Below are 25,895 nucleotides of genomic sequence, written 5' to 3' on the forward strand. Positions count from 1 at the left end.
TGGTGACGTATCTTGCGGATGAAATGACCACAAACCCGGACTTGATGGCCTCCGACGTAAATGTCCCGTTACGGGCGGTCGCCGGCAACTTGGATCTCGGCCTCCGCTTCGTCACCGAGAGCCTCCGTCCCGGCGCGCTCGACCTGCCGGTCCGCTGGGCGCACGTCAGCGAGATGCGCGAGCCCGGGCCGTACCTGCTGGGCGACGAGCTGCTGCTGTCGGCGGGCGTGAACCTGTCGTCCTCACCGGAGGAAGTCGACCTCTACGTGCGCGGGCTGAGCGCGAGCGGCATCACCGCGCTCGGCTTCGGCCTGACCCCGGAGCTGTACCCGGCGCTCCCGGACCGGCTCAGGCGCTCCTGCATCCGCCACGGCCTGCCCCTGCTCGTCGTCCCGCCGCGCACCCCGTTCCTCGCGATCAGCCGCGCGGTCGCCGACGCGCTGAGCGACGCCTCCCACCGCGAGCAACGCCGCGTCGCCGAAGCCCGCGAAGCCCTCACCCGCGCGGCGGGCGACGGCTTGGGCGAACTGGCGACCACCTTGGCCACCCGCATGGACGCCTGGGTCGCCCTCGTGGACGCGTCCGGCGAGTTCGCGGCCGACCGCGGCGCACCCCGCCCGCTGCCCCCGGAAGTGGGCGACCTGCTCGCCACCCTGCGCGCAGGCTCGGGCATCCGCATCGCGTCGACCTCCTTGCCGGACGGCACTTTCGTCGTCGCCCAGCCGGTCTACCCGCAGGCGACGGCCTCGCATCTGCTGGTGACCGGACGCGCCGAGCGCTTCGACCGCACCGACCGCGCGATCCTCGCGGTGGGCGCGGCATTGCTCGGCCTGGCCGGGCGGACGGGCTCGGACGCCGCTTCGCTGGGCGCGGTCGCGACGGCTTTGCTGCTCGGCCGGGCGGTCGGACTGGGCGAATCCCGGCTCGTCCGCGGGGTTCCTTACCGGCGCGGCCCGGACGAGGTCGCGTCGCGCTACGACTGGCTGCGCGCGCGTCTGGACACCCCGCTGGTCGAGGTGACGGCCGACGGTTTCGTCGCGATCGCCTCCGCCGTTCCGGACGTGGACGATCTCCGGGCACACGGCTGGCTGGCGGTGGTGGGGACTTCGGTGCCTGCTTCGGGCTTGCCTGATGCTTTGGCGGAATCGGAGGCTTTGCTGGACCGGGCGCGGGCTTTGCAGCGCCCGGTCGTCGCGGATGCCGCGGGCTTGGGCCTGGCTTCCTTGATCACGCCTGCCGCTGCGGGCGGTTTCGCGGCGTCGGTGCTGGCGCCGTTGCGTGCGCTGGACGAGTCACGGGACAGCGAACTGGTCGAGACGTTGCGGACCTGGCTGGCCCATCACGGCGGGTGGGATCGGACGGCCGCGGCGCTGGGCGTGCATCGGAACAGCGTGCGGCATCGGATCGGGCAGATCGAGCGTGCCTTGGACGTCGACCTCGCGGACCCTGAGACGCGGATGGAGCTGTGGTTCGCCCTGCGCTGGGCGAAGGGCTCGTGAGCGTTGCGGGCGGTTAGAACCGCCCGCAACGCTCACGAGTCCCTCGCCCGGGTGTCAAGTCCTTAAAGGTCACTCTCAGGAAACTATGGCACCGTAGTGGAGTGCGGATTCTGGTAGTTGAAGACGAAGAGCCCTTGGCCGACGCGATCGCGCGTGGTCTGCGTCGTGAGGGCATGGCCGTGGACATCGCGCTCAACGGCGACGACGGCCATGAGAAGGCGACCATCACGCGGTACGACGTGGTGCTGCTGGACCGGGACCTGCCCGGCATGTCCGGCGACGAGCTGTGCCGCGAGATCGTCAGCTCGGGTGAGCTGACGCGCGTGCTGATGCTGACCGCGAGCGGGTCCGTCTCCGACCGGGTCGAGGGGCTTTCGCTCGGCGCCGACGACTACCTGGCCAAGCCGTTCGCCTTCCCCGAGCTGGTCGCGCGGGTGCGCGCGCTCGGGCGGCGCGCGACGCCCGCCGCGCCGCCGCTGCTGACCGCCGGTGACGTCGAGCTCGACCCGGCCAAGCGAACCGTGCGCCGCAGCACCGGGCCGGTCGATCTGACCCGCAAGGAGTTCGGCGTGCTCGAGGTGCTGCTGTCCGCGGCCGGGTCCGTGGTCTCCAGCGAGGAGCTGCTCGAACGGGTGTGGGACGAGAACGCCGACCCGTTCACCACGACCGTGCGGGTCACCGTGATGACCTTGCGCAAGAAGCTCGGCGAACCCGGCATCATCGAAACCGTCGTGGGGTCGGGCTACCGGGTACCGGCGACGGGTACAACTGCGGGGTGAAACTGATCCCGGTGCGGGGCCTGCGAGCCCGCATCACACTGCTGGCCACCGGCCTCACCGCCGTCGCCAGCCTCGGCCTGCTCTGGCTGGCATGGAAGCTCGTCGGTGACGCCGTCGCGGCCGTGCCGCAGATGCCGCCGGGCACCGCGGTCCGCGTCGACGGGATCGACGTCGACGCGTCCGCGCTCGCCGATCATCTGCGCAGGCACGCGCGCCGGAACGTGCTCGTCTTCGGCTCGATCGCGTTCGTGTTCGTGGTGAGCGCGGCCGGGATCCTCGCCTGGACGTTCACCTCGCGCGTGCTCCGGCCGCTGCGCGACATCACCGGCACCGCGCGGCGGCTGCAGGTCGAGTCGATGGGGGAGCGCATCGGCTCGCGGGAGTCGCGCGGCGAGCTGGCCGAGCTCGCGCACACCTTCGACGACATGCTCGACCGGCTGCAGTCCGCGTTCGACGCGCAGCGCCGGTTCGTCGCGAACGCCAGCCACGAGCTGCGCACCCCGCTCGCGGTCATCCGCACCGAGCTCGACGTGACGCTCGCCGACGACGACGCGGACGAGGCCGAGCTGCGCCGGATGGGCGGCGTGGTCAGGGAGGCGACCGAGCGGGCAGGCCAGCTGGTCAACTCTCTGCTGTTGCTGGCCCGCACCGATGGCGCCGGGCTGGTCGTCCGCGAACCGGTCGACCTCGCCGCCGTGGCCGGGAGTGCTTGGCGCGCGGTCGAACGCGAGGCCGAGCATCGCCATATCCGCGCCGACTTCCGGACGCCGCCCGCCGGTGTCTTCGGTGATCCGGCGCTGCTGGAACGCGTCGCGGGCAACCTGCTGGAGAACGCGGTGCGGCACAACGTCGACGGCGGCTGGCTCGACGTCACCGTGCTGCCGAGTCCACAATGGTCGGTCCTGCAGGTGCGTTCTTCCGGTGGCTTGGTGGATCCCGCGATGGTGGAGGAGCTGTTCGAGCCGTTCCGCCGCGCGGGGGTCGCACGGACCGCGCGCAACGGCGCCGGGCTCGGCCTGTCGATCGTCCGCGCCGCCGTGCAGGCGCACGGTGGCGTGGTGACGGCCGAGCCCGTCGTCGGCGGCGGGCTGTCGGTGACGGTCCGCCTGCCCGCCCTGCGCTAGGCCTACTTGCCCGCGAGGCGCTCGACCAGCGGGGCGAACTCCTCCATGAACGCGCCGTTCACCGTCACGTAGGAGACACCGAACTCGTCGCGCCGCCGTTCGAGCTCGGCGGCCATCTCGTCGATGCTGCCGCGCACCATGGTCAGCGAGTCGTGCTTGATCAGCGTCTCGATGCCGGCGCCGATGAAGCGCTGGATCCACGGCGGGATCTCCTCGCCGACCACGAAGATGTTCATCGCGTACTCGAGTTCGCGGTCACCGGCCGCCGTGCGGATGTCGTCGATGATCGCCTTCGCCCCGGCACGGGTCTCGAGCGTGTCGAACGAGAGCATCGCGATGTCCGCGCGGGCGGCCGCGAGCGCGCGGGCCTTCGGGCCGCGCGCCGCGATCATCACCGGTGTGTGCTGCTCGCCGTCGAGCCGCCGGACGTGATCGATCGTCGTGCCGATCTGCTCCAGGCGTTCCGCCGCGTCGCCATAGGGCAGGCCGAGTTCTTCGGCCTGCTCGCGCATCGACGGCAACCCGGTGCCGATGCCCAGCTCGAACCGGCCGCCGGTGAGCAGCGCAAGGCTGTGCGCTTCCCAAGCCGTCGCACGCGGCGTCCGTAGCGGGCCCGCGTAGACGAAGGTGCCGACACGCAGCGTGGTCGTGGCGCCCGCCGCGATGGCGAGCGAGACCGATGGCGAAGGCAGGTAAAGGTTGTCGGGCGTCAGCAGGGTCGAGTAGCCCAGCTCCTCCGCGCGGCGCGCGGTGGCCAGCCACTGGTCAGCGCCGCTTTGCGGGGCCGCGACGACTCCGAACCGGAATGGCATTTTTCCATCACCCCAAGGAATTCGACTTCTTCCAGTATGTCGAAAACGCGAGGCTCATGGGGTGGTGAGCGCCAAACCGGCGCGTAAGACACCTGCCGCGTGCTGCAAGGCGACGCGCGCGTCGGGGTCGACACCCGCGCGGCTCGCGAAGCCATGGAGCAGCCCTTCATGCCGCCTGAGAACGACCGGAACCCCGGCTTCTTGGAGACGGCGCGCGTACGCTTCGCCTTCGTCGCGCAGCGGATCGAAGCCGGACGTAGCCACGTAAGTCGGCGGCAGGCCGTCGAGCTGGTCGTCGTACAGCACCGACGCGCGCGGGTCTCGGCAAAGCGCCAAGTCGACTAAATAGCTGTCGCGGTACCAGTCGCGTTCCTCGGTGTCGAGCCGGAAACCGAGCCCGAACAGCTCCTGCGACGCGTGCGTGCCGAACGCGTCCGTCGCCGGGTTCAGCAGCAGGCTGAACGCCGGGCACGGGATGTCCCCGCGCGCGCCCGCGTGCGCGACGACCGCCGCGAGGTTGCCGCCGCTGGAGTCGCCGCCGACCGCGATCCGTCCCGGGTCGGCGCCGAAGTCCGCGGAGTTGGCGCGCACATGCTCGAACGCGGCGAGCGCGTCCTCGACCGCGGCGGGAAAGCGGTTCTCGGGCGCGAGCCGGTAGTCGACCGAAATGACGCGAACGCCCGCTTCGGCCGCCAGATAGCGGCACGCGCCGTCGTGCGTGTCGATGCTGCCGAGCACGAAACCGCCGCCATGGAAGAACACTAGCGCCGGGCCGGGCGCGGCGACCCCGTGCGGTTCGTAGAGCCGCAGCGGGATCGCCCCGCCCGGTCCCTTGCACGACGAATCGGTGGTGCGCACCCGCGCGCGGATGCCGGAGCCCGCCAGCACCCCCGCCGCGTTCAGCTCACCGCGCGCCCGCTCGACGCTGCCGTTGGTGTGCGGATAGTCGAACGGCGCCAGTTTCGAGACGCGGATCATGACCTGCGCGGTGGTCGCCAGCCGCTGCCCGTCGATCTCGACGGGGCGGCCGGCGACCACCCGCAGCAGCGGCTCCGGCAGGTTCAGCAGGAACCGCAGCGCGGCCATGATCGCGCGCAGGAAGAGGCGTCTCGGCATACGGCCGAACTTACCGTCAGCGCACGTCCACGAAGATGGGGTTGGCGTAGCACCACATGTCCTCGTAGGGGTTCGCCTGGCCGACCACGTCCGCGATCGGCTCGATACCGCCGTCGGCGTGCCGCTTGCCGTCGGTGCCGCGGACGCGGACGTAGAATGGCTCACGCACGTTGCGGAAGGTGTGCCGGAAGGTGACGTGCCTGCCCGGAGCCCAGCGCGGTTCGAACGAGTCGACCACCCGGGTGCCCGGAGCGGACACGGTGTCGGGATCGCACTTGCCGGTGACCGGGCCCGAGATCAGGTCGAGCCTGGCCAGCCTCGGGATGGACCCGCCGCCGTTGGGCTGGCTCGCCAGCCGCGCCGAGACGACGACCGTGACCGAGTCGCCGCGCCGCACCCGCAGCCTGCCGCCGAGCGTCGCCGTGTCACCCCAGCCGCCGCGCGCCCCGACCTCGAGCGCGTCGACCAGCCCGCCGTGGTTCACCCAGACACGGCCCGCGCGCAGGCCTTCGAGCACGCCTTCGTAGCTGCGGCGCGTCGCGCCGACATAGGTGCGGCTGAACTCGGCGGGGTAGAAGTCCGCGTAGGGCGGGAAGAACTGCTTGACCCCGGTCTCGATCGGGTCGGGGTACTTGCCGGTGCCGTCGTACCAGCCGTCCGGCACCTGCGGCCGGACGAGCGTGTCACCCCGGCCGTAGTGCACGTCGGAGTTGCTGGTGATCCACCACGGCTTGCCCTCGGCCAGCATCGAGTCCCACAGCCCGCCGACCTTCGCGACCGACCAGTCGAACCCGCCGTAGGTGCGGTACGCCTCGGCCGGGAACCCGGCCCACGAGTTGGCGCCGGGGGAGTTGCCGTACCCGCCGCGGTGCCCCTGCCCGTTGCCGAGCGGGACCGGGAACCCGTCGGCCTGCGCGCCGGGCGCGCCTTCCATCCCGATCACGATGCCGGGCGCCGCGTCCCGCAGCGCGCGCAGCTCGTGCGGGGAGACACGGCCGTTGCGCAGCGGGTGGTTGATCAGCACGACCGGCGCGTGGATCTGCCCGGTGCGCTCCTGCTCGACCAGCCACCGGATGGCGGCAAGCGCTTTCGCCTCGTTCGCGGGCGTGCCCGCCTCGGTGCCGGTCAGCCGCCAGTCGAAGTTCCGCTCGAACTCACGCAGCTTCGCCGCCTGGTTCGCACCGGCCTGGAAGAACAGCGTCGCGTGCTCGGCGCCCGGCACGTTCCACTCCATGCCCTGCCACAGCAGCGTGTCGCGGTACTTCCGTTGTGCGGCAAGGACATCCTTGCTCGTCGATTCCACAGAGGACTTCTCGTGCGTGGCGTGCCCGTGGTCGGTGATGACCATCCAGTCGGCGCCGTTGCGCCGCCCGCCGCCGACGATCCGGTCCACTGTGTACATGGCGTCGTACGAGTACTGGGTGTGGATGTGATGGTCCCCGGCCAGCCACTGGTATCTCTCCCGCCCGAACAGCAGCCCGAGATCGATATCCAGCTCGATCCCGGACGCTTCGGCAGGCCGCGCGCCGAGCACGGGCCCACCCGCGGCGGCCGCCGCGCCGAGCAGTCCCGCCCGCTTCAGGAACCCACGGCGGTCCACGTTCTCGCTGGTCATGTCACTCCTGCTGCCGAGCCGATGAAGTCGGCTGGACGCTAAACGCAGCCGGTGAACGGACGGTGTCGTGCCGGAGAACGCCCCATGCGCCGCTCGCGATCTGTCAGGAATGTCACGTGAGGTCCCGCCCGGGATAAAGCGGGCTTTATCCCGGGAAAAACGCCCGGGATAAAGCCCGCTTTATCCACGACCCGCTAGGCCTTGGGGTGCAGGAACTCCTCGGCGGGCCTGCCGACGTGGTAGAACCAGGCGTCGAAGAACGGCTGCAGGTTCTTGTGCGAGAGCCGCTCCGCGAGCCTCTGGAAGTCCTGCGTGGTCGCGGTGCCGTCGCGATGCTCGGCGACCCAGGTCTTCAGCAGCTGAAAGAACGTGTCGTCACCGACGGTGCGGCGCAGGGCGTGGATCGCCAGCGGCCCCTTGTCGTACACCGCGCGGAAAAGGTTCTCCCTGCCCATGTCGTAGAGCTTGTCCGCCGGGTCGTCCCAGCCGATGAAGCGGTCGTACTGGCCGAGCTTGAAGTCGTAGTACCTGTCGATGTTCGAGTCCGGGTCGCCGGACGGGAAGATCCACTGCGCGTACGTGGCCAGGCACTCGTTGAGGCAGATGTCCTTCCAACCGCCGACCGACACAGCGTCGCCGAACCACTGGTGCGCGGTTTCGTGGATGATCGTCTCGCGGCCGCCGCTGCTGTAGATCGGCCGCCCGATGGTCTCCAGCGAATGGTTCGACTCGCTGCCGCGCAGGAAGATGCCGCCCGCCGAATCGACCGGATAAGGCCCGAACTGCTCTGAGAAGAAGCCGATGATCGAGGGCAGATCGTCGACGATCCGCTGGTTCTCTGCATCGTCGCTGTCCGGCTGGAACGCGTGGACCGTCGGGACGCCGTCGCCGATCTTGCCGCGCACGATCTTCCACTTGTCGATGGCCACGGTGACCAGGTAGGGCGCGGCGGGCGTCCGCTGCGACCACAGGTACGTGGTGCCGCGCGGCGACGTACGTGTCCCGGTTTCCCGCCCGCTCGCGACGACGGTCCACTCGCTGGGCACGGTCACCGCGAGCTGGAAGGCGGCCTTGTCCCGGGGTGTGTCGTTCGCCGGGAACCAGGTCGACGCCGAGAGCGGTTCCCCCTGCACGAAGGCACCCCCTGACTCGGAGAACCGCCAGCCGCCGGGGCCCGACCGGGGATTCTCGAGCGCTTCGGGCACACCGTGGTAGGTGATCTCCGCCGTGAACGGCAGGCCTTTCCACAACGGCAGCCTGGGCGTGACGGTGAGTTCGTCGCCCGTGCGGGAGAACTTCGCGGGCACGCCGTTGACCTTGACCGCGTCGACGGTCAGCTTGTGCAGGTCGAGATTGAACGAGCTCAGCGACTGCGTGGCCTTCGCCGAGATCTTGGCCTGGCCGGTGAGTTCCTTCGACGACGGCACATAGCCGATGTCGAGGTCGTACTCGGCGACGTCGTAGCCGCCGTTGCCGCTCAGCGGGAAGTAGCTGTCGCCCGCGCCGTCGCTGCCTGGCCGTGGCAGGCCATCGGGGCTCGCCGCGGCCGCGCCGACATTCGCGCACAGCAGAACCGCCGCGAACAGGGTTGTCACACGTCTGGTCGATCTCACGCACACTCCTCCAGGTCGAACACCGGACAAGTACTTGTCGCCGGCATTCGCGTGCGCGTTGTCGACCGGCATAAAGCGGGCTTTATCCCGGATGCGGGGGCTATACGTCGCTTGCCCTGCCGCGGTTGGCGGGCCCTGGGCGCGGTCGCCCTGCGCCGGATCGCACAAAAGTGGCGTATGTAACGGTCAGCGTCACATACGCCGCGTTCATCAGGCTTGGTCAAGCGGGTTGACTGAGGAGGAATCAGGGCGTTCAACGCCGCGAACCGCACTCACCGGCCCTGCGGCGGCGGGATAAAGCGGGCTTTATCCCGGGCAAGCGCCCGGGATAAAGCCCGCTTTGCCCACCGAGCCCTTAGCCCGCCGGGACCGAGGCGACGCCCGGGGCGAGGAACGGCTTGCCGTTGACCTTTTCCGAGACGCCAGCGCGGTCCAGGTACGGCGTGATGCCGCCGAGCCAGAACGGCCAGCCCGCGCCGAGGATCAGGCACAGGTCGATGTCCTGCGCCTGGGCGACCACGCCCTCGTCGAGCATGATCCGGATCTCCTCGGCGATCGCCGCCAGCGCCCGCGCGCGCACCTCGTCCTCTGTGGACGGTGCGTCGCCGCGCTGCCACAACGCGTCGACCTCGGGGTCGACCGTCGCGTTGCCCGCGGCGTCCCACTGCCAGACGCCGGACTTGCCCGCCTTGACGAACTTGGCCAGGTTCTCGCTGACCTTGAAGCGGTCCGGGAACGCCTCGTGCAGCGTCTCGCCGACGTGCAGCGCGATCGCCGGGCCGACCAGCTGCATGAGCACCAGCGGGGTCATCGGCAGGCCGAGCGGCTCCAGCGCCTTGTCCGCGACCTCGAACGGGGTGCCCTCGTCGACGGCGATCAGCACCTCGCCGAGGAAGCGCAGCAGCAGCCGGTTGACGACGAAAGCGCTTGCGTCCTTCACGAGCACGCTGGACTTCTTGAGCGACTTGCCCAGCGCGAACGCGGTCGCCAGCGTCGCGTCGTCGGTCTTCTCGGCGCGGACGATCTCCAGCAGCGGCATGACGGCGACCGGGTTGAAGAAGTGGAAGCCCACCACCCGCTCCGGGTGCCGCAAGCCCGACGCCATCGCGGTGATCGACAGCGACGAGGTGTTCGTCGCCAGGATCGCTTCGGGCTTGATGTACTGCTCCAGGTCCGCGAAGACCTTCTGCTTGACGCCGAGCTCCTCGAAGACGGCCTCGATCACGAAGTCGGCGTCGGCGAACGCGGCCTTGTCGAGCGAACCGGTGACCAGTGCCTTCAGCCGGTTGGCGCCGTCCTGCGAGACGCGCTTCTTGGCCAGAAGCTTGTCGATCTCACCGTGCACATAGGACACACCTTTGTCCACACGCGCCTGGTCGACGTCGGTCAGCACGACCGGCACCTTGAGGCGGCGGACGAACAGCAGCGCCATCTGGCTCGCCATCAGCCCGGCGCCGACGATGCCGACCTTGTTCACCTTGCGCGCCAGCGACTTGTCCGGTGCGCCCGCAGGCCGCTTGGCCCGCTTGTTGACCAGGTTGAACGAGTACAGCCCGGCACGCAGGACGTCGCTCATCAGCAACTCGGCGAGCCCGTCGGTCTCGGCCGCGTAGCCGCGGTCGAGGTCGTTCTCGCGCGCCAGCTCCAGCAGCTCGACGGCCTTGGTCGCGCCGGGCGACGCGCCGTGCGTGCGTCCGTCCACAATGGCCTTGGCGCGGGCGAGCGCCGCGTCCCACTCGGCGCCGCGGTCGATCTCGCGGCGTGCGGGCGTGATCTCGCCACGGACCACTTTGGACAGCCAGAGCAGCGACTGCTCCAGATAGTCGGCGGACCCGAACACCTCGTCGACGATGCCCAGCTCGGCGGCCTGCTTGACGCTCAGCATCTTGTTCTGCGCCAGCGCGTTCTCGATGATCACGGTCACCGCGGCGTCCGGCCCGATCAGGTTCGGCAGCAGCTGCGTGCCGCCCCAGCCGGGGAACAGGCCGAGGAACACCTCGGGGAACGCGATCGCCGCCGCGTTCTCCGACAGCGTCCGGTAGTGACACGACAGCGCGAGCTCCAGCCCGCCGCCCATCACCGCGCCGTTGATGAACCCGAACGTCGGGACCTTGGTCTCGGTGAGCCTGCGGAACACATCGTGCCCGGTCTGCGCGATCTGGCGCGCCAGCTCCGGGTCGGACACCGACTCCACCCCGGACAGGTCCGCGCCGACGGCGAAGATGAACGGCTTGCCGGTGACCGCGATCGCCGCGGGCTCGGCGGCGAACGCCACGTCCAGCGCGGAGTTCAGGCTCACCAGGCCCTGCGGCCCGAAGGTGGACGGCCGGGTGTGGTCGAGCCCGTTGTCCAAGGTGATCAGCGCGACCGGCTTGTCCAGCCCCGGCACCTTCACGAGCCGGGTGACGGCCTTCGTGACGACCTCGTCAGGGAAGGCCTTCTGCGCTTCTTCAGCGGTGAAAGTCATTTACTTCTTCCCCTCGAAAGCCGGGTTCTCCCAGATCACGGTGCCGCCCATGCCGATGCCGATGCACATGGTCGTCAGGCCGTAGCGCACGTCGGGGCGCTCGGCGAACTGACGCGAAAGCTGCGTCATCAGCCGAACGCCGGAGGAGGCCAGCGGGTGACCGCAAGCGATTGCGCCGCCCCACTGGTTGACGCGCGGGTCGTCGTCGGCGATGCCGTAGTGGTCGAGGAAGGCGAGCACCTGCACGGCGAACGCCTCGTTGATCTCGAACAGCCCGATGTCCTCAATGGACAGACCGGTCCGCTTGAGCAGCTTCTCGGTGGCGGGCACCGGCCCGATGCCCATCACCTCCGGCTCGACGCCGGCGAACGAGTAGCCGACCAGCTTCATGCCGATCGGCAGGCCCAGCTCCCGCGCGGTCGCCTCGTCGGCGAGCAGCGCGGCGGTGGCGCCGTCGTTGAGCCCGGCCGCGTTGCCCGCGGTGATCCGGCCGTGCGGGCGGAACGGCGTCTTGAGACCCGCGAGCTGCTCCAGCGTGGTGCCGGGGCGCGGCGGCTCGTCCTCGGTCGCGAGGCCCCAGCCGAGTTCGGCCGACCGGGTGGCGACGGGCACCAGCTCCGGCCCGATCTTGCCGGTCTTGACGGCCTCGGCGTACTTCTCCTGGCTGCGCGCGGCGTAGGCGTCGGTGCGCTGCTTGGTGATGTGCGGGAACCGGTCGTGCAGGTTCTCCGCGGTCTGGCCCATGACCAGCGCGGTCGGGTCGACCAGCTTGTCGGCGATGATGCGCGGGTTCGGGTCGACGCCCTCGCCCATCGGGTGGCGGCCCATGTGCTCGACACCGCCGGCGATGACGACGTCGTACGCGCCGAAGCCGATGCCGGCGGCGGTGGTGGTGACGGCGGTCATCGCGCCCGCGCACATCCGGTCGAGCGCGAAGCCCGGCACCGACTTGGGCAGCCCGGCGAGGATCGCGGCGGTCCGGCCGATGGTCAGGCCCTGGTCACCGATCTGGGTGGTGGCGGCGATCGCCACCTCGTCCACGCGCTCCGGCGGTAGCTCGGGGTGCCTGCGCAGCAGTTCGCGGATGGTGTTGACGACCAGGTCATCGGCCCGGGTGCCGGCGTAGATGCCCTTGTCGCCCGCCTTGCCGAACGGGGTTCGTACCCCCTCGACGAAGGCCACGGTGCGCACCGCGCGCGCGTCCGGCGCGAGCGCGGTTCCTGGTGCGGCCACGAATGCTCCTTGCGATTGGGAATTCTGCCCGAACCATAGCCCTTGTTACCGGCGGGTAACCAGGCTTGTGCCCCGGTCGAGTGGGCGAAAGCACACTCAGGGGCCGCACCGAGCGTGCCACGCGCGGCGCGACCTGTCCCTACTCGCGCACCCCTACCGCCCCCAGACTGGGGGTCGTGAGTGTTGCGGCCGGTTAGAACCGGTCAAAACACTCACGACCCCTTTTGCTAGGCGTCCTGGCGTTTGGCCAGCACGGCCAGCGGTGTGCCCTGCGCGACCTCGTCACCTGGGGAAACGAGGATCTCCAGCACCTCGTACTCGGCGGGCGAGGGGATCACGGTCTCGGTCTTCATCGCTTCGAGCGTGACCAGCGCGCCGGCCGCGTTCACTACGTCGCCCGGCCGCGCGTCGACGCGCCACACCGTCGCCGCGAAGGGGGCCTCGACGACGTGGCCGCCCGGCGGGGCCTGCACGTTCGCCGGTGCGGCGACCGACACAGGCTCCGGTTTCGGGTCGAACTCGCCCGCCGCCGCCCACGCCTGGCGCTCGGCCTCGAAGGCCGTCGTCTGCTTGGTGCGGAACGCCGCGATGTCGTCGGCGTTGTCGGCCAGGAACCGCTGGTAGTCCGCGAGCGCGAACTCGCCCTCGGTGATGTCGAGCTCGAGTTCGCCCGCCTCGCTGGCCGCGCGCAGGTCGAGCAGCTCGTCGGCGTCGACCGGGTACCAGGAGATGCGGTCGAAGAACCGCAGCAGCCACGGCGAACCCGGCTCGAACGAGCCGCGCTGGCGCCAGCCGCTCCACACCTGCACGGTCCGCCCGACGAACTGGTAGCCGCCGGGGCCCTCCATGCCGTAGATGCACAGGTAGGAGCCGCCGATGCCGACCGAGTTCTCGGCCGTCCACGTGCGTGCCGGGTTGTACTTGGTGGTCACCAGCCGGTGGCGCGGGTCGAGCGGGGTGGCCACCGGCGCGCCGAGGTAAACGTCGCCGAGGCCCAGCACCAGGTACTGCGCGTCGAACACCGTGCGGTACACGTCGTCCACACTGGACAGTCCGTTGACCCGCCTGATGAACTCGATGTTCCACGGGCACCACGGCGCGTCGTCGCGGACGCCGGTCATGTAGCGCTCGATCGCCTCGCGCGTGGCCGGGTCGTCCCAGGACAGGGGCAGCCGGACGGTCCGGCTGGGCACCACGAGGTCCTTTGTGGCCGGTAGCTCGGTCTCGATCTCCTTGGCCAGCCCGAGAATCTTCTGCACAGGCAGGGTTTCCGGGTCGACGTGGACCTGGAGTGACCGGATGCCGGGGGTGATGTCGACGATGCCGGGCACGTTCTCGGCCTGGAGCCGCTCGGCGAGCGCGTGCACCCGCATCCGCAGCGCGAAGTCGAGCTGCATCGGGCCGTACTCGACGAGCAGGTTGTCGTCACCGTTGCGCCGGTAGGTGACGTCACCGACCTGGCCGAGGATGCCGCCGTCCCGGATGGGCTTGCGGCTTGCCGGGACCGTCCCGTTGGGACGCAGGCGCAGGCCGGACGCGTGCGAGTCGCTGACCGGCACGAACCGCACGGTGTCGCCGGGACGGAGCTGCCCGAGCTTCCAGCGCTGCGCGGTCGCCACGGTCGCCGGGCAGACGAAACCGCCGAGGCTGGGGCCGTCGGGGCCGAGCAGGATCGGCAGGTCGCCGGTGTAGTCGACGGCGCCGACCGAGTACGGGGTGTCGTGGATGTTCGACGGGTGCAATCCCGCCTCGCCGCCGTCCTCCCGCGCCCAGGTGGGCCGGGGGCCGACCAGCCGGACACCGGTGCGCGCCGAGTTGAAGTGCACACGCCAGCTGGTGCGGTAGAACGTGTCGATGTCGTCCGGCGTGAAGAACTCGGGCGCCGCATGCGGGCCTTCGAGCGCGCCGATCTCCCAGTGCTCGGTGAAGGCCGGGCGTTCGGACTCCGGAACCGGGCGCATCAGGTCGCTGACGGGCTCGCCGGGACGCAGCACGTCGCCGGCCTTGAGCGTCCGGCCGCCGTGGCCGCCGAACTTGCCCAGCGTGAAAGTCGCCTTGCTGCCCAGGAAATCCGGGACGTCCAGCCCGCCGCGCACGAGCACGTAGGTCCGCAGGCCCGCGGTGCTGGGGCCGATGTCCAGTGTGGACCCGGCGGGCACCGTGACCGGCGTCCACTGTGGAACCGCCGTGCCGTCGACCGTGACTTCCGCCGGAGCGCCGGTGACGCAGACCGTGGCTGTCTCGCCGAACCGCAGTTCCGGACCGTCCACAGTGCATTCGAGACCGGCCGCGCCTTCGGGATTGCCGAGTGCGCGGTTGCCCAGCCGGAACGACAAGTCGTCCATCGGGCCGCTCGGCGGCACGCCGACGTGCCAGTACCCGGTGCGGCCAGGCCATTCCTGCACGGTTGTCGACGTGCCTGCGCGCAGAACGTCGATCCGCGGCGCCGGGTCGGCGATGGTGTCGAGCGTGGCCGTGTCGTGGTCCGCGCTGAGAAAACGCCGGTCGGCGAGCGCGGCGGCGACGTGGCTGAGGTTGGTCCGCACGCCGTCGACCCTGGTCGCCTCGATCGCGGCGAGCAGCTTGGCGACGGCCTCGTCGCGGCTCTCGCCGTGGCAGATCACCTTGCCCAGCAACGGATCGTAGTTCGTGGTGACCGTCGTGCCGTCTTCCACCCAGGTGTCGACCCGGACATCCGGCGGGAACGTGACGCCCGTCAGCAAGCCCGCGCTGGGACGGTGCCCGAGCGCGGGGTCCTCGGCGTAGACGCGTGCTTCGACGGCGTGCCCGCGCGGGACCAGGGGAGTGGCGAACATGTCCCGCTCACCTTGGGCGAGCTGGAGCATCCACGCGACCAGATCGATCCCGTACACCGCTTCGGTGACGGGGTGTTCGACCTGAAGCCGGGTGTTGACCTCCAGGAACGCCGCTTCCTCGCGCACCGGGTCGTACACGAACTCGACGGTGCCCGCGGAGCGATAGCGCACCGAGGAGCACAACCGGACGGCCGCTTCGGACAGTCGCTTGTGGACTTCTTCCGGCAGGCCCGGCGCCGGGCATTCCTCGACGACCTTCTGGTTCCGGCGCTGCAGCGTGCAGTCACGCGTGCCGAGCGCGAGCACTTCGCCATGCCCGTCGCCGAAAACCTGGACCTCGACGTGCCGCGCCTGGGTCACGAGGCGTTCGAGGAACACGCCGGAGTTGGCGAAGCTCTTGGCGGCGATACTCTGCACGGACTCCCACGCCACCCGCAGCTCGGCCTCCGTGTGACAGGCACGCATGCCGATACCGCCACCGCCGCCCGTCGCCTTGAGCATCACCGGGTAGCCGATCTCGGCGGCTTTGGCCAGCGCTTCGTCCACATCGGACAGAAGGCCGGTGCCAGCCAGGAGCGGGACCCCGGCTTCGATGGCCTTCTCGCGCGCGGTGTGCTTGCTGCCGAACACTTCCAGGTGCCCGGGTGCCGGTCCCACGAACGCGATTCCGGCCGCCTCGGCGTCGCGGGCGAACGCCGCGTCCTCGGAAAGAAAGCCGTATCCCGGATGGATGGCCGTCGCGCCGGTCTTGAGCGCGGCCTCGATGATCAGATCGCCGCGGAGATAGCTGTCGCGCGCGATCGCGGGCCCGAGCCGGACGGCCTCGTCCGCGAGCCGGACGTGCGCCGAGGTCCGGTCGGCGTCGGAGTACACCGCCACACAGGGGATGCCGAGTTCGTGCGCTGATCTGATGATGCGGACGGCGATCTCGCCGCGGTTGGCGATCAGCAGCTTCATCCGGTGACCACCATGCGGACCGAGGTCGGGTCGAACCCGTTGCAGGGGTTGTTGATCTGCGGGCAGTTCGAGACCAGCACCAGCACGTCGGTCTCCGCGCGCAGCTGGACTTCCAGCCCCGGCGAGGAGATCCCGTCGACGATGCCGAGCGTGCCATCCTTCTCGACCGGGACGTTCATGTACCAGTTGACATTGCTGACCAGGTCACGCTTGCCGAGTCCCCATTTCGCGCCCTCGCTGAGGAAGTTCTCGACGCAGGCGTGCTGGTGACGGGTGTGCTGGCCGTAGCGCAAGGTGTTGGACTCCTTGCTGCACGCGCCGCCGATGGTGTCGTGGCGGCCGCAGGTGTCCTTGACGACCGTCATCAGCGGCTTGCTCTCGGCCGTGCGCAGCACGCTTCCGGTGGTCAGGAAGATGTTGCGCTGCGCGGCGATCGTGGCCGCCGCGCTGTAGCGCTGCGCGGTGTCCTCGGCGTCGTAGACCAGGAAGTCGACGGCCTGGTTGCCGTGCAGGTCGATGATCGCCAGCGTCTGGCCCTCGCGGACGATGGTGGAGAACGGCGCCATGGCGGGCACTTCGGTGTCCAGGATGACGCTCACGCCAGCCCCCTCGCGGTCAGATAGTCGGCGGTGTTCTCGAAGGCACGCCGGGCCTCCGGCGTCGCGTTCCACTCCGGACTGTCCGGTGTGGACGGTTTCGATTTCCAGGCCAGCACGCGCAGATTCGAGACCTGGCCACGGGAATCGAGTGGATGGGCCGAGTTCGCGATGAGCACGACGACCGGTAGCTCGATGCGCAGTGTCACCGAACACCCGGCCTCGGCGGAGCCTTCGAACTCCAGCCCGCCATCGTCCTCGACGCGGACGCCTTGGAACAGCGAAAGGCTCGGCGGCAGATCGCGGGGTGTCAGCCCGTGCTTCGCGGCCGCGACGGTGAACGAGGCCAGCGCCTTCGGCGACGCGCCGCACAGCGAATCGTGGCGCTCGGAGTCGTCCGAGATGATGGTGGCGAGCACCCTCGCCTGGTCGGACAGCAGCGCGACCGACTTGCCGAGGTAGGCGTTCCACTGCACCTTGACGGTGTCGGCGACGTTGAGCCGCTCCCAGGGCTGGTCGGCGTGGAAGAGCAGCAGGTGCGCGCAGGCGTCGCCGTCGAGATCGGTCAGCCGGAGCTCGGTGCCGCGCGCGAGCACCTTGTGCGTGTAGCCGTCGCCCGCGACCGTTTCGGCCCACACCAGGTCCTCGGCCTTCACCCCAGGTGGGGGTTCGGGCCAGTTCGACGCGGGGATCGTCGGCATGGTCTCGACGATGGTGCCGTCCTGGGCGCGGGCGTGGTCGCGGGCTCCGTACGTGGTCGCGGTGCTCATGACTGTCCTTTCAGGACACTGCGGGGACGGGTTCGAGTGCTGGGGTTCCGGCTGGTTTCAAACGAAGCCAGCATAGCCAACCGATCACCACCGTGGCTGCCACGAATTCGAGTGGGAAGAGCAACATCCACGGTGATCCGGTGCCAGCCAGGTCGTAGATCTCGGCGCGCGGCCAGGCGATGTTGACGATCATGGCGAGCCCGTAGAGCACGGCGAGCGTGTTGACCACGACGCCCCAGCGGCCGAGCGCGAACCAGCCTGGCTGGGCCGACGGCAGGGTGCCGCGCAGGCGCTTGACGAGCAGCGGGCCGGTGACCAGCAGATACGCCAGATAGACGACCACGACCGAGGTCGCGGTGAGGGTGCTGAACAGCGTCGGGTTGCCGACGTTGAGCAGCAGCAGGCCGATCGCGAGCGCCCCGGACAGCAGCGCGGGCGCGAGCGGGGTCCCGGTGCGGGCGTTGACCTTGGCGAGCGCGCGGGAGCCGGGCAGCGCGCGGTCGCGGGCCATCGCGTAGATCAGCCGGATCGTGCCGGTCTGGATGGTCAGCGTGCAGACGACCACGGCGACCGCGACGTCCGCGAGGAAGATCGGGCCGAGCGTGTCACCGAAGACGGCCTTGATGACGTAGGGCAGGCCCTGGCCCGCGAGCTGCCCGTCGGTCAGGCTCGGCGCGGCCATCAGCGCGAACAGGACGAGCGCCAGGCCGCCGAGCCCGGACACGAGCAGCGCGCGCAGCACCGCGCGAGGCGCCGACTTGCGGGCGTTCTTCGTCTCCTCGGCGACCGACGCGGCCGTGTCGAAGCCGTAGAGCACGTACGCGGCCATCAGCGCGGAGGCGAGTACGCCGCCGACACCCGCTTCGCCGGTCCCGTGCGTGACGACCTGGGGCCCGCGCACGGCGAACAGGCCCAGCCCGGTCAGCAGCACGACGACGCCGAGCAGTTCGGCCGCGACGCCGATGTCGTTGATCCGCGCCATCACGCGCACGCCCGCGGCGTTGACGGCCGTGGTGAAGACGATGAGCAGCGCGCCGAGTAGCACCGCGTTGGTCGCGCCGGTCGGCGACGTCACCGAGGAGTCGCCCCCGACGAGCTGGAAACCACTCCACACCGAGGGAAGCACGACCTGCAGCGCGATCGCGGCCGAGGCGAGCGCGACGACGCAGCCGATCAGCATCATCCAGCCCGCGACCCAGCCGCCGAAGCCACGGCTGAGCTGTTTCGCCCACTGGTACACACTTCCGGCGAGCGGGAAGCGCGCGGCGAGTTCGGCGAAATTGAGCGCGACCATGAGCTGGCCGGCGATGACGAGCGGCCAGGTCCAGAAGAACAGCGTCCCGCCGAAGGAAAAGCCGAAGCCGAACAACTGGAACACCGTGGTCAGGATCGAGACGAAGGAGAATCCGGCCGCGAAGGCCGAGAAACCCCCGAGTGAGCGGCGGAGTTCTTGTTTGTAGCCGAATTCTGCGAGTTCGGACACCGGCGGCTCCTTGAAGTGGTTTCGATCAGGCGACCGAAATTAAGCCCGGCCGGGAACGAACCCGTTCCAGTCAGGTTAGCTGTATGTAAATTGCATGCTGTTTCACTTCCGCATAGCGGTCCGGGCCGGTAAGCGGGCAAGATCTCGAAGATGAGCAGCGGAGTCGGCAGACCAAGAGCGAGTGGTGCGGCAGCGAGCAGACAGGACGCGCGACAAGCCGTCATGGACGCGGCCGCGGAGCTCTTCACCGGCGCCGGGTACGCCGCGACGACCACCCGCGCCATCGCCGAACGCGCGGGCCTGCGTCAAGCCTCGCTCTACTACCACTTCCCGGCGAAGGAAGATCTGCTGGCGGCGCTGCTCGCCGAGACCGTCCGGCCGTCGCTGGACGTCGCCCGCGCGCTCCTGAAGGTCGACGCCCCGGCTTCGACGCGCCTCTGGGCGCTGAGCTACTCGGACATCCACCTGCTCGGCGGCGGCCCGCACAACCTCGGCGCGCTCTACCTGCTGCCCGAGATCAGCTCGCCGGGCCTGGCTGACTTCCGTGCCGAGCGGTTCGAGCTCAAGGACGCCTACCGCGCACTGATCGGCGGGGCGGCGGCGTTGACCGACCTGGTCTTCGGCTTGGTGGAGAGCACGGCTCTCGTGCGCCGCGACACCCCTGACGTCGACATCGAGGCCCACGCCCGGCACGGCGCCGACGCGGTACTGCGCATCACCGGCACCGAACCCGGCGCCATGCTCCACGCGGCCGCGCTCCGCCTCCTCAAGGACTCGTGAGTGCTATGACCGGTTAGAACCGGCCATACCACTCACGACTCTTTGGCGGCCTTGGCAAGCAGGGTCTTGGCCAGCTCGGGCGCGGTCAGCGCGATCTGCCACGGCCGGGCGCCGCCCTCGCGCAACGTCTCCGCGATCGACGCTTCGCTCAGGTCCGACGGCGGACGCCAGCAGGTGCGCCGGACCAGGTCCGGCAGCAGGAGGTTCTCCACCGGGAGACGGTGGTGCTCCGCGAGCGCGATCAGCGCCGCGCGGGAGGCCGAAAGCCGGGCCGCCGCGTCCGGATCCTTGTCCGCCCAGCGGTTGGGCGGCGGAGGACCATCGTTCGGCTGCGCCGGGTTGGGCAGCTCCGAGGCGGGCAGCTGCTTCGCGGCCTGGAGGTGCCGGAGCCAGGAGGCGGTGTACTTCCGCTGGACGCGGCCGCCGAACACGGGCAGCGCCTGCAGTTCGGCGACGGTCTTGGGGTCGACGGAGACCGCGTTGATGATCGCGCTGTCCGGCAGCACCCGGCTGGGCGCGCGGTCGCGTTTGCGGGCGAGTTCGTCGCGGGCCTGCCAGAGCGCGCGCACGGCGGCGAGGCCGCGGGCGCTGCGGATCTTGTGGACGCCGGAGGTGCGGCGCCAGGGTTCGGCCTTCGGCGCGGGCGGCGGTGCCGTCCGGACGGCCTCGAACTCCTGCTGGGCCCATTCGAGCTTGCCTTGGGCGTCGAGCTCGGCTTCGAGCTTCTCGCGAAGCTGGACGAGCAGCTCGACGTCGAGTGCGGCGTAGTTCAGCCAGTCGACGGGCAGTGGCCGCTTGGACCAGTCCGCCGCGCTGTGGCCCTTTTCGAGCGTGTAGCCGAGCAGCTTCTCGACCAGCGTGCCGAGCGCGACCCTGTCGTAGCCCGCCAGCCGTCCGGCCAGCTCGGTGTCGAACAGGCTCGCGGGATGCAGGTCGAGCTCCGCCAGGCAGGGCAGATCCTGGGATGCCGCGTGCAGCACCCACTCAAGCCCGTTGAGCACCTCGGCGAGCGGTGCGAGCTCGCCTTCCAGTGCGATCGGGTCGATCAGGAAGGTGCCGGCCCCATCACGCCGGAGCTGCACCAGATACGCCTTCGGCCAGTAGCGATAGCCGGAGGCGCGCTCGGTGTCGACCGCGATCGCTCCCGTGCCCGCCGCCAGCTTCGAGCAGGCTTCGGCGAGCTGGGCGGCGTCGACGATCACCGGTGGAGTGCCGTCGACCGGCTCCTTCAGGAGTATCGGTTCTGGCGGTTCCATGGCGTCGTCGAATCCCTGGTCTGCGGTTTGCACAACTGACGACCCTACGGGACGGGCGTACCGCGCCTGGTCAGCCCGCCCCGTAGAGTTGATGTCCGAGTCAGCGAATAACGCCTGCGCGCATCGCCAACGCCACCATTTGAGCCCTGTCGCCGGTCCCGAGCTTGCGCCCGATGCGGGACAGGTGTGACTTCACCGTGAGCGCGGAGAGGCTGAGTTCCTCTCCGATCTCCTTGTTGGACTGGCCGTCGGCGACGAGCTGCAGCACCTCGACCTCGCGCGCGGAAAGCTCGCGCGGGGTGTTGTCGGTGCCGGCAACACGCGTGCCGGTGGCCAGGACCGGAGCCACGCTCGGGTCCGCGTACACGCCGCCCTCGAGCACCCTGCGCACGCCGTCGGTGACAACCACCGGCGACGCGGATTTCAGCAGGTATGCCTGAGCTCCGGCCTGGAACGCCGACCTGACCGCGTACGGGTCGTCGGATGATGCGAGCACAACCACGCGAGGCCAGCCCTGGCTACGGAGTTCCGTAACCAGCTCAATGCCGCTGCCATCGGGTAGGCCGAGATCGAGGATCGCCAGGTCGCACGGCCCAGTGGCCGTTGCCCTCGCCCTCGCCTCGGCCACCGTGGCGGCCTCGTGAACTGTGCCCGCACCCATTTGTGCGAGTCGTGCGGCTATTGCCTCCCTCAGCAGCGGGTGGTCATCGACCACCAGCACGGAAAAAAGCTCTTCCCGCGGGTGCGGAACCATGCTCGCCGGCAAAGCACCGGCTGGCGTGGATCGGACGGCCTGATTCAAGCCGACGGTAGCCACGTCACTACCTCCCTGGAGTCGGTCGTGCCCCCCGACCGGCACCGGGACCTTCGGCCGTTTAGCCGCGCCAGCTTTAGACCGAAAGTGGTGTCGTCGAAGGCACTGTAGCTGTCTGAGAGGCGTTTCGGGGGGATCGAACGGGTATCTATCTGGAACTAGTGGTTACTCAGCGGGTTCGTTGTCACACGATCGGGCTAGTGAACAGCCCGTGGCTAACGGATCGCCCTGGGAACACGATGAAACCCCTTTGCCGGTTGCGGAGCGATCGTGCAGATGGCCCGTGCAACCGCCTCGGTCGCCTTTCATCCGCATGGAAAACGCCGTTTTTGATGATTTCGGTGCGACACGCCGGGCGACGCGCGGAAGACCGCGCCCGCGCAGTGAACGGCATTCACCAAAACATGAAGAGAAGTTGATCTTGTTGCGGTGAGTGACACGGCCGGGTTCACGATAGTGAACGGCCGCTGGCAAGCCGCCAGACGGGCTAGAGCGCTCAGGTGAACACCCGTATACCCCTGGGACGTGAAAACCCCTCACATCGGCACTGAGGGCGCGCGAATGGCCCAGCGTGTCACTCGGCCGCATGCCAGCCCGGCGCGGCGGGCCGCTCTCCCCGGGGTGCCGATCCGCACGGACGCCACTTTCGCGGCGCTGAGCGACACAAAAGCCCCGTTCGTTCCCTCCGGGAGCCCTTCAAGGTTGGGCAAATGCGACAAAGTGGGCTCGGCCAGCGGGTTGGGGGAAGTTTGAGCCCCGCGAGACCCGAGTTTCGGCCATCGAATGGCCCAAACTCGGGTCTCGCTTTGGTACGTGTCGCTGGGCGGTGCGGACCGAGCGCTCGCCGCCGACGGCTTGCGAACGGGTCCGCGAGCCGCCTAAGCCCGCGTGCTCGACACGAGGTGCCTGGGTGGTCGACACGAGTGTCCGGGCGGGCGGGCGGGCGCGACGGGACAAGGGTGGCCCTTGTGAGGCTAGAAGTGACAAGGGCGCCCTTTGTCACCTTGGGCTGTCACCTCGGGCGTGGCCAGGCGCCCGCGTTAGAGAGGGGGTCGTGAGTGGCGTGGCCGGTTCTAACCGGCCGGAACACTCACGAGCCTTGGCGCTGGCCGAACATGGTCACGCCGACCGGCGGCAGGCCGACCACGCTCGACATGACCTGGCAGAACGCCTCGCCGTGCGGGCGGAGCTGGGCGTCCACCGGGGTCCAGGAGGCACGGAGCTCCAGGTCGTCGGTCCGCGGCGGGCCCGAGATGTCGCCGAAGCGGGCGGACGAGGTCTCCGTGACCGTCCCGCCCAGTGCCGTCCAGGTCGCGCCCGACGCTTCCAGCGCGTCGGTCAGCCAGGACCAGCCCACGGCCGGGAGGAACGGGTCGGTCGCCAGCTCGCGGTCAAGCTCCGCGCGTACATAAAGGACGAGCCTGAGCACGCCGTCCCAGCCGTCTTGGCCGTCAGGGTCGTGCAGCAGCACCAGCCGCCCGGTGGCGAGCACGTCCGCCGGACCGGTGCTTTCGCAGCTGATCGCGTACGACCACGGCGCGAGCCGCTGGGGCGCGCGCAGTGTTTCCAGCTCGAGTTCGCGGCGGGGAACCACCGAGCGCAGCGCGGCCACGGCTTCACGGAACACCTCGGGCGCTTGCGTCATCGCGGTCACGAATCCGACTGTAAGGCGGGAACCTGCCGAAGCCGAGGTAGACGCGCCGAGAAGCCGCTCAGCCGAGAGCCATACGATGTAAACGATGTCTCCTACACTCCAGACGCGGCGCCGCGCACTGCCCGACGCCCCCTTCCTCGTGGCGGCCGCCGGCGGCAAGCCCTCGCGGCTCCCCGTGTGGTTCATGCGCCAGGCAGGCCGTTCGCTGCCCGAGTACCGCGCGCTCCGTGAGGGCGTGGCCATGCTCGACGCCTGCTTCGACCCCGAGATGCTCGCCGAGATCACCCTGCAGCCGATCCGGCGGCACGGCGTGGACGCGGCGATCCTGTTCAGCGACATCGTCGTGCCGCTGAAGGCCGCCGGTGTCGACATCGACATCGTGCCCGGCACCGGCCCGGTGGTCGCGTCGCCGGTGCGCGACAAGGCCGCCGTCCAGGCGCTCCCGGTGCTCGAAGCCGACCAGGTCGGCAAGGTCGCCGAGGGCGTCGGGCTGCTGGTCGAGCGCCTCGGCGAGACGCCGCTGATCGGCTTCGCCGGCGCGCCGTTCACGCTCGCCTCCTATCTCATCGAGGGCGGGCCGAGCCGCAACCACGAGCACACCAAGGCGCTCATGCACTCCGAGCCGGAGGTCTGGCACGCGCTCGCCGACCGGCTCGCCGAGGTCGCGCTGACCTTCCTCCGCGCGCAGCTCGACGCCGGGGTCGACGCGATCCAGCTGTTCGACTCCTGGGCCGGGGCGCTCTCGGAGCGGGACTACCGCGAGTTCGTGCTGCCGCACTCGGCCAAGGTGCTGGCAGGCGTCGCCGAGTACGGCGTGCCGAGGATCCACTTCGGCGTCGGCACCGGCGAGCTGCTGGCCGCCATGCGCGACGCGGGCGCGGACGTCGTCGGCGTCGACTGGCGCATCCCGCTCGACGAGGCCGTCCGCAGGCTCGGCGGCGACGCCGTCGTCCAGGGCAACCTCGACCCGGCGCTGCTGCACGCGTCGTGGCCGGTGCTCGAGGCCGAGGTCCGGCGGATCGCCGACGAGGGCCGCGCGGCCAGCGGGCACATCTTCAACCTCGGCCACGGGGTGCTGCCCGGCGTCGAGCCCGAGGTGCTGACCAAGGTCGTCGAGCTGGTCCATTCGCTGTGAGGACGGTCGCGGTCGTCGGCGGTGGCATCTCCGGGATGACCGCCGCGTACCGGCTGCGCCAGTCACTCGGTGACGCGGCCGAGATCGTGGTCTTCGACTCGGCCACGGCACTCGGCGGCAAGCTGCGCACGATCGAACTCGCCGGTCAGGCCTATGACGTCGGCGCCGAGGCCTTCCTCGCGCGCCGCCCCGAGATGCTCGCGCTCGTCCAGGAAATCGGGCTGGACGCTCAGCTCACGCACCCGACCGGCGCGCGGGCGACCATCCGCGCGGGCGGGACTTCGCGTGGCCTGCCGCCGGGCACCGTCATGGGCGTGCCCGCGTCGGCCGAAGCCGTCGCCGGGATCCTGTCGGAAACGGGCCGCCAGGCCGTCGCCGCCGAGGCGACCCTGCCGCTGTCCCTGCCGGACCGGGACGTTCCGCTGGGCAGGCTGCTGCGCGACCGGTTCGGCGACGAACTGGTCGACCGGCTCGTCGACCCGCTGCTCGGCGGCGTCTACGCCGGGGGAGCGGACGGCCTCGGCCTGCGCGCGACCATGCCGGGCCTGGCCGCCGCCGTGGCCAAGGGTGCCGGCTCGCTGACCGCGGCCGCGGCGGCGCAACTGCCGAAATCCCGCAGCACCGCGCCGGTGTTCGGCACGACCGTCGGCGGCCTCAGCACGGTGATCGACCGTCTCGCCGAGCTGGCCAAGGCCGACGTCCGGCTCGGGCTTCCGGTGCGCTCGCTCCGGCGATCTGCCGACGGATGGCGCCTCGAGATCGGGGCGACCACGTCCACCGAGGTCAGGGAGTTCGACGCGGTCGTGCTCGCCGTCCCGGCGCCGTCCGCGCGCAAGCTCCTCGACGGGATCGTGCCCGCCGCGTCGGCGGCGTTCGGCGAGATCGAGCTGGCGTCGATGGCCGTGGTGGCGATGGCGTTGCCCGAAGGCGCCGAGCTGCCGGACATCTCCGGCATCCTGATCGGCGCTGGCGAACGGGACTCCGCGGGCAAGCCGTTCGCGGCGAAGGCGTTCACCTTCTCGACGCGCAAGTGGGCCCACTACGGCGACGGGCCGGTCCTGGTCCGCGGCTCCGTCGGCCGGTTCGGCGAGGAGCGGGTCCTGCAGGTCGACGACTCGGAGCTCATCGCCGCCGTCCGGCGTGATCTGGCCGATCTCACCGGCGTCACGGCCGAGCCGGTCGAGACGATCGTCACCCGCTGGGGTGGCGGGCTGCCGCAATACGGCGCCGGGCATCTGGACCGCGTCGACCGCATCGAGCGGGCCGTCGGCGAAATCCCAGGTCTGGCCGTCGCGGGCGCGACACTGCACGGGGTGGGACTACCCGCTTGTGTGGCCACGGCGACGACGGCGGTCAACCGGCTTCTGACAAGATGA

General features: G+C 70.2%; 19 protein-coding genes. 6 read left to right on the forward strand and 13 right to left on the reverse strand.

Annotated elements, in window-relative coordinates:
* The first annotated feature begins 23 nt into the window (after window positions 1-23).
* From BLV57_RS43395 to BLV57_RS23850, 3 genes are all read left to right on the forward strand, one after another.
* Window positions 24-1,499, forward strand: a complete 1,476-nt coding sequence (locus BLV57_RS43395) for a PucR family transcriptional regulator (protein ID WP_176968779.1) — start codon at window positions 24-26, stop codon at window positions 1,497-1,499.
* A gap of 101 nt (window positions 1,500-1,600) precedes the next feature.
* Window positions 1,601-2,278, forward strand: coding sequence for a response regulator transcription factor (locus BLV57_RS23845; protein ID WP_176968780.1), 678 nt, complete (start codon window positions 1,601-1,603; stop codon window positions 2,276-2,278).
* On the forward strand, window positions 2,275-3,402 hold the full coding sequence (locus tag BLV57_RS23850; protein WP_091292288.1) for a sensor histidine kinase: 1,128 nt from the start codon (window positions 2,275-2,277) through the stop codon (window positions 3,400-3,402). Before BLV57_RS23845 ends, BLV57_RS23850 begins: the two co-directional genes overlap by 4 nt.
* A 2-nt stretch (window positions 3,403-3,404) precedes the next feature.
* On the opposite strand, the gene BLV57_RS23855 is transcribed toward BLV57_RS23850, so the two are convergent.
* From BLV57_RS23855 to BLV57_RS23900, 10 genes are all read right to left on the reverse strand, one after another.
* Window positions 3,405-4,214 (reverse strand): LLM class flavin-dependent oxidoreductase, encoded by an 810-nt coding sequence (locus tag BLV57_RS23855; protein WP_091292290.1) that lies wholly within the window; start codon window positions 4,212-4,214, stop codon window positions 3,405-3,407.
* Window positions 4,215-4,268: 54 nt separating this feature from the next.
* Window positions 4,269-5,330, reverse strand: a complete 1,062-nt coding sequence (locus tag BLV57_RS23860; RefSeq protein ID WP_091292293.1) for an alpha/beta hydrolase — start codon at window positions 5,328-5,330, stop codon at window positions 4,269-4,271.
* 16 nt (window positions 5,331-5,346) lie between these two features.
* The gene (locus BLV57_RS23865) at window positions 5,347-6,945 is read right to left on the reverse strand and encodes a twin-arginine translocation signal domain-containing protein (protein ID WP_091292295.1); all 1,599 of its coding nucleotides are present in this window, start codon (window positions 6,943-6,945) and stop codon (window positions 5,347-5,349) included.
* Window positions 6,946-7,139: 194 nt separating this feature from the next.
* Window positions 7,140-8,558 (reverse strand): M1 family metallopeptidase, encoded by a 1,419-nt coding sequence (locus BLV57_RS23870; RefSeq protein WP_245757486.1) that lies wholly within the window; start codon window positions 8,556-8,558, stop codon window positions 7,140-7,142.
* A gap of 355 nt (window positions 8,559-8,913) precedes the next feature.
* Window positions 8,914-11,025 (reverse strand): 3-hydroxyacyl-CoA dehydrogenase NAD-binding domain-containing protein, encoded by a 2,112-nt coding sequence (locus BLV57_RS23875; protein WP_091292299.1) that lies wholly within the window; start codon window positions 11,023-11,025, stop codon window positions 8,914-8,916.
* The gene (locus BLV57_RS23880) at window positions 11,026-12,216 is read right to left on the reverse strand and encodes a thiolase family protein (RefSeq protein WP_091293163.1); all 1,191 of its coding nucleotides are present in this window, start codon (window positions 12,214-12,216) and stop codon (window positions 11,026-11,028) included. It lies immediately after the preceding gene.
* 269 nt (window positions 12,217-12,485) lie between these two features.
* A complete protein-coding gene (uca, locus tag BLV57_RS23885; RefSeq protein ID WP_091292301.1) occupies window positions 12,486-16,031 on the reverse strand; it encodes an urea carboxylase in 3,546 nt (1,181 codons plus the stop codon).
* Window positions 16,028-16,630, reverse strand: coding sequence for an urea amidolyase associated protein UAAP2 (locus tag BLV57_RS23890; protein ID WP_091292302.1), 603 nt, complete (start codon window positions 16,628-16,630; stop codon window positions 16,028-16,030). The genes uca and BLV57_RS23890 overlap by 4 nt, the downstream gene beginning before the upstream one ends.
* On the reverse strand, window positions 16,627-17,397 hold the full coding sequence (locus tag BLV57_RS23895; protein ID WP_091292304.1) for a DUF1989 domain-containing protein: 771 nt from the start codon (window positions 17,395-17,397) through the stop codon (window positions 16,627-16,629). The genes BLV57_RS23890 and BLV57_RS23895 overlap by 4 nt, the downstream gene beginning before the upstream one ends.
* A 10-nt stretch (window positions 17,398-17,407) precedes the next feature.
* A complete protein-coding gene (locus tag BLV57_RS23900; RefSeq protein WP_091292305.1) occupies window positions 17,408-18,880 on the reverse strand; it encodes an amino acid permease in 1,473 nt (490 codons plus the stop codon).
* 222 nt (window positions 18,881-19,102) lie between these two features.
* Here BLV57_RS23900 and BLV57_RS23905 point away from each other — a divergent pair, with 222 nt between their 5' ends.
* The gene (locus BLV57_RS23905) at window positions 19,103-19,660 is read left to right on the forward strand and encodes a TetR/AcrR family transcriptional regulator (protein ID WP_245757487.1); all 558 of its coding nucleotides are present in this window, start codon (window positions 19,103-19,105) and stop codon (window positions 19,658-19,660) included.
* 32 nt (window positions 19,661-19,692) lie between these two features.
* On the opposite strand, the gene BLV57_RS23910 is transcribed toward BLV57_RS23905, so the two are convergent.
* The 3 genes from BLV57_RS23910 to BLV57_RS23920 all read right to left on the reverse strand — a co-directional run bounded on the left by BLV57_RS23910 (window position 19,693) and on the right by BLV57_RS23920 (window position 23,384).
* The gene (locus BLV57_RS23910; protein ID WP_091292308.1) at window positions 19,693-20,916 is read right to left on the reverse strand and encodes a ribonuclease D; all 1,224 of its coding nucleotides are present in this window, start codon (window positions 20,914-20,916) and stop codon (window positions 19,693-19,695) included.
* Window positions 20,917-21,016: 100 nt separating this feature from the next.
* A complete protein-coding gene (locus BLV57_RS23915) occupies window positions 21,017-21,733 on the reverse strand; it encodes a response regulator (protein ID WP_091292310.1) in 717 nt (238 codons plus the stop codon).
* Between the two features lie 1,087 nt (window positions 21,734-22,820).
* Window positions 22,821-23,384, reverse strand: coding sequence for a DUF3000 domain-containing protein (locus tag BLV57_RS23920; RefSeq protein WP_176968781.1), 564 nt, complete (start codon window positions 23,382-23,384; stop codon window positions 22,821-22,823).
* Window positions 23,385-23,469: 85 nt separating this feature from the next.
* Here BLV57_RS23920 and hemE point away from each other — a divergent pair, with 85 nt between their 5' ends.
* Complete coding sequence (hemE, locus tag BLV57_RS23925; protein ID WP_091292312.1) at window positions 23,470-24,519, forward strand: uroporphyrinogen decarboxylase; 1,050 nt, start codon at window positions 23,470-23,472, stop codon at window positions 24,517-24,519.
* On the forward strand, window positions 24,516-25,895 hold the full coding sequence (gene hemG, locus BLV57_RS23930) for a protoporphyrinogen oxidase (RefSeq protein ID WP_091292313.1): 1,380 nt from the start codon (window positions 24,516-24,518) through the stop codon (window positions 25,893-25,895). The genes hemE and hemG overlap by 4 nt, the downstream gene beginning before the upstream one ends.

It is taken from the genome of Amycolatopsis xylanica (genome assembly GCF_900107045.1).
In the GTDB taxonomy this organism is placed as follows: Bacteria; Actinomycetota; Actinomycetes; order Mycobacteriales; family Pseudonocardiaceae; genus Amycolatopsis; species Amycolatopsis xylanica.